The following is a 2,181-nucleotide window of genomic DNA, read 5'->3' as shown; positions in this document are numbered from 1 at the left end:
TGTAAATTGTATAGGTCATTGAGGGAGGAAATGAAATGAGCAAATATGCATTCATTACAGGCGCAACGAGCGGCATCGGTCTTGCCACAGCAAAAGCATTGGCAGCAGGCGGTTATGATCTGGCGCTGGCTGCAAGGAACGAAGGGAAGCTTTCTTCTGTGAAGGCTGACATTGAAAAAGAGTTTTCCGTCAAGGTCACTCCATACGTCCTGGATGTCAGGGAACCAGAAGAAATCAGGAAAACCGTTGCCGCATGCCTTGCTGCTTTCGGCGCACCGGATGTTCTTGTCAATGATGCGGGACTTGCAAGGGGACTTGAACCGTATGCAGAAACAAAGGAAGAAGATATCCTTCAGATGATCGATACGAATATCAAAGGGCTCTTCCTTGTCACTCGTGCATTCCTTCCGTCCATGCTTGAAAGAAACAGCGGCCACATCGTCAACCTTGGCTCTACGGCAGGCCTTTATGCGTATGCAGGCGCTGCTGTCTACTGCTCGACAAAGGCAGCCGTCAAGACATTCAGCGACGGCATCCGCATCGATGTCATTGACAGCGATATCAAGGTGACCACGATCCAGCCGGGCATCGTTCACACGCCTTTCAGTGAAGTCCGCTTCCATGGCGACAAGAAAAGAGCAGAAGCCGTTTATGAAGGCGTAGATGCGCTTCATGCAGAAGATATCGCAGATATCATTGCTTTTGCCGTAAGCCGTCCCAAACGCGTGCAGATCAGCGATATCGTCATCATGGCCAATCAGCAGGCGACCGGATTCATGGTCAGCAAGAAGAAAAAGCAGTAATTTCCTTTCATCCTGAATATTTCAGGGGAGGGTTTGCTTTTTTTGGAATCATCTTGTATAATATAAAAGCTTGCTGTTTGGCAAGTAACTTCCTGGCCCGCGGAGAGCGCGGGACATAGGTCCGAAAAGGAGGCGAATTTCGTGAAAAAGTATGAAGTTATGTTCATTGTGAATGCAGCTGATGATGAAGTCATTAAGGCTGCTGTCAAGCTGGTGCAGGACACGATCACAAGAATCGGCGGCACGATTGACAATGTTGATGAATGGGGCAAACGTCATCTTGCGTACGAAGTAAAGCATCAGAGTGAAGGCTACTACGTAGTAGTAGATTTCCAGGCTGATCCGGCGCAGATTAAAGAACTTGACCGCGTTATCAAGATTCATGAAGAAATTATCCGTCATATCATTGTAAAACAGGATGACTAAGAGGTAGAAACGATGAATTCAGTTCAAGTTATGGGTAATCTGGCACGGGACCCCGTGATTCGTGCAACAAAGACGGGTCGTGCGGTCGCATCATTTACCGTTGCGGTAAATCGTAACTACACAACTCCTCAGGGTGAACAGAAGGAGCTGACTGACTGGATCAACGTTGTTGCCTGGGGCAATCTCGCAGAGTCTGTCGGCAACCAGCTGAAAAAAGGCATGCGTGTATTCGTTGAAGGCCGCTTAAGCACCCGCTCTTATGACACTCCGGAAGGACAGAGAAGATGGGTGACTGAAGTGGTTGCTAATTTCGTAGCACTTCCGCTTGGAAATGCGCATCCTTCACAGCCTCAGGGTCCGTTCGGCGCATCCGGAAAAATGGGTTCACAGGGATCTAGTTCCGGCGGCTTTGGACAATTTGGGAATTCCACACCGGGAGATGAGGACATTCCATTCTGATAAGCAATTGATTTTGGAGGATAAAGAACCATGTTTAGAAAAGATAGAACAAGAAGACCGAGAAGAAAGGTCTGCCAGTGCTGCGTTGATCACGTAGACACCATTGATTACAAGAATATCGCTGCTCTTCGCCGTTTCGTTTCTGAAAGAGGCAAGATTCTGCCGCGTCGTGTTACAGGAACATGCGCAAAGCATCAGCGTAAGATTAACCTCGCTATCAAGAGAGCTAGAGCTATCGCTCTTCTTCCTTTCAGCGCTGACTAATCAAAACGGATCCCCGGCTTATGCTGGGGATTTTTTATTTGCATAAATAAGAGGAGAAAGAGGAATCGGAACTGTTTTTTCTCGTTTATTCTTCTAAATTCTCGAGGAATCCCCATACTCCTTTATGATTCTATATCATCATTGATTGTGCCATTGACAATATAAGAGCGCGAAGTTTATACTTGGTTTAGCAATTTAATACAAAAAGCGACGGAGCTTCCTTTCCCTA

4 protein-coding genes are annotated in these 2,181 nt (G+C 47.0%); all 4 read left to right on the top strand.

Annotated features, from left to right (window positions below):
* Positions 1-35 precede the first annotated feature (35 nt).
* The 4 genes from M3200_RS05930 (at position 36) to rpsR (ending at position 1,952) form a co-directional block, all read left to right on the top strand.
* Complete coding sequence (locus M3200_RS05930) at positions 36-803, top strand: SDR family NAD(P)-dependent oxidoreductase (RefSeq protein ID WP_022382626.1); 768 nt, start codon at positions 36-38, stop codon at positions 801-803.
* A gap of 141 nt (positions 804-944) precedes the next feature.
* Positions 945-1,229, top strand: a complete 285-nt coding sequence (gene rpsF / locus M3200_RS05925; RefSeq protein WP_022382625.1) for a 30S ribosomal protein S6 — start codon at positions 945-947, stop codon at positions 1,227-1,229.
* A 12-nt stretch (positions 1,230-1,241) separates the two neighbouring features.
* Entirely contained in the window at positions 1,242-1,688 is a 447-nt protein-coding gene (locus M3200_RS05920; protein WP_022382624.1) for a single-stranded DNA-binding protein, read from the top strand.
* 30 nt (positions 1,689-1,718) lie between these two features.
* A complete protein-coding gene (gene rpsR / locus M3200_RS05915; protein ID WP_022382623.1) occupies positions 1,719-1,952 on the top strand; it encodes a 30S ribosomal protein S18 in 234 nt (77 codons plus the stop codon).
* The last annotated feature ends 229 nt before the right edge of the window (positions 1,953-2,181 follow it).

It is taken from the genome of Dialister sp. CAG:357, assembly GCF_000435155.1.
GTDB classification, from domain to species: domain Bacteria; phylum Bacillota; class Negativicutes; order Veillonellales; family Dialisteraceae; genus Dialister; species Dialister hominis.
The sequence above is the reverse complement of the archived record's forward strand: the minus strand, read 5'-3'. Positions and strand labels throughout refer to the sequence as shown.